3 protein-coding genes are annotated in these 1,876 nt (G+C 61.4%); 1 reads left to right on the top strand and 2 read right to left on the bottom strand.

The annotated features are described in order from the left end of the window. The coding region (locus EN939_RS32430) for an efflux RND transporter permease subunit (protein WP_206528398.1) at positions 1 to 370 on the bottom strand (370 nt) is incomplete at its 3' end. Beyond that, positions 364 to 618, bottom strand: a complete 255-nt coding sequence (locus EN939_RS32425; RefSeq protein ID WP_127270242.1) for a hypothetical protein — start codon at positions 616 to 618, stop codon at positions 364 to 366. The genes EN939_RS32430 and EN939_RS32425, both read right to left, overlap by 7 nt. 242 nt (positions 619 to 860) lie before the next feature. On the opposite strand from EN939_RS32425, the gene EN939_RS32420 reads away from it, so the two are divergent. Further along, on the top strand, positions 861 to 1,451 hold the full coding sequence (locus EN939_RS32420; protein ID WP_127270239.1) for a TetR/AcrR family transcriptional regulator: 591 nt from the start codon (positions 861 to 863) through the stop codon (positions 1,449 to 1,451). Positions 1,452 to 1,876 lie beyond the last annotated feature (425 nt).

The raw sequence follows: 1,876 nt of genomic DNA, 5'->3' as shown, positions 1-1,876 counted from the left end.
GGTTGACGATCGCCGGCAGCGACGAGGCGGCCTGCGAGACGCGGTTCTGCACGTCGACGGCGGCGGTGCTCAGCGAATAGCCGACATCGAAGGTGATGGTGATGGTCGAGGAGCCGTCATTGGAGCTCGTCGACGACATGTAGGTCATGCCTTGCACGCCGTTGATCTGCTGCTCCAGCGGCGTCGTCACCGTATCGGCCACCACTTGCGCGCTGGCGCCTGGATAGTGGGCGCTGACCACGACCTGCGGCGGCGTGATGTCGGGAAACTGCGAGACGGGCAGCAGGAAATAACAAATCGACCCGGCGAGCACCATGATGATGGCGATCGCCGAGGCGAAGATCGGACGGTGGATGAAAAAGTTTACCACGAGACGCAAGCCTCCCCGGCTGCTCTTGCCCGCCCGAAGGCGCTGGCGACGCTGGACAGTCTTTGACCGCGCTTGTCACCGAGGTCGTCCCGCGAATGCAGCAACGGCACCTCGTTGCGCTGCGCATCGGCAAGCGAGCGCAGCATCGTCTCGAAGGCGCGCGGGTCGACGCCATCGGCTCTCATGACCAGCCGGATCATCGGATCCCGGACGGCTTCATCTATGGTAAGATCGCGGCGCTGTGGCATTGGCCGGCTCCTTGTCTGTCGATTCGCAGCACGTGCTCGCGAACCGTTTTCATCTTTTCACCGGCCGAGGCCGCATGATTGGCAGTTTCTTGTCCCTCTCGTCGGCAGGGCCAGTTCACGGCCTTGTTATTGACGGTGGACGATATAGGTGTTACCAGTAAGTAACATTCTGGAAGTTACAGACCGGTAACACCCTAGTCAAGAGGTGGCCGAGGGTTTTTTGGAAACGAAAGGAGATCATGATGGCAGACGGCATCGTGGAGCGCTCTCGTCCCCGGGATCGGATCCTGGAGACGGCACGCGACATGTTCCACAAGCATGGCATCAAGGGTGTCGGCGTCGACGCCATCACCGAAGCTGCCGGCACGAACAAGATGACGCTCTATCGTCACTTCGAATCCAAGGACGAACTGATCGTCGAATGCCTGCGCGCCAATGCGGCCAAGGCGGGCGCTATGTGGGATGCGTTCGAGGCCGAATTTCCTGGTGACAAGCTTGCCCAGCTGCATGCCTGGGTTCGCAAGGCGGCTGCCATGCTCAATGCGGATGGGCGCGGCTGCGACATGGCCAACGCCGCCGCTGAGCTGACCGAGCCGGACCATCCGGCCAGGCTGGTGATCAAGGAGCTCAAGGAAGCCCAGCGCGAGCGCCTTGTGACGCTATGTCGGGATGCGGGCATCGGCCAGGCTGAACTGCTCGCCGATACGCTGTCGCTTCTGCTCGAGGGCGCGCGGGTTAGCGTGCAGACCGTGGGGTCGGAAGGTCCGAGCACGCAGTTCGTGCGCATGGCTGAAGGATTGATCGTTTCTTTCAGGGGCGCCGCCGCCGGTTGAGGTGACCTGTCGCCTGTCCATGTGCGCCATTCATCGCGTGATGACTGGGCGCGCTTTGGTGTCGCTGTGCCGTCATCCCTGTCGGCCAAACGAAAAAAGCCCGCTGCCGGGAGGAGGTGGCAGCGGGCTCGATTTTCGAATGTGGCGCGGGAGGAGGTGCACCCCATTCAGCGTCGGCATCGCATCTGGGAGGAGTAGATGGCCGACAACCAGAACCTACGAGTTGCCCAACGATTCGGCAACAAAGAAACTTGCATAGCTGCTGTGCAGATTTGCCGTGCCAATTATCGTACAAATCCGGAAACCCGGTTTAGCCAAGCCATTTCGCATTACTGCCCCGGGACGTTTTCCCTGAAGATCAAGCGCGGTTCGATGAACTTGCGCGTCAGATAGGGTGCCGAGGAGGCGATCGAGCCGAGCAGGCG

Source organism: Mesorhizobium sp. M7A.F.Ca.CA.002.05.1.1 (assembly GCF_003998335.1).
Classification (GTDB): domain Bacteria; phylum Pseudomonadota; class Alphaproteobacteria; order Rhizobiales; family Rhizobiaceae; genus Mesorhizobium.
Note: the sequence above shows the minus strand (reverse complement) of the source record. Positions and strands in the feature narration are given on the sequence as shown.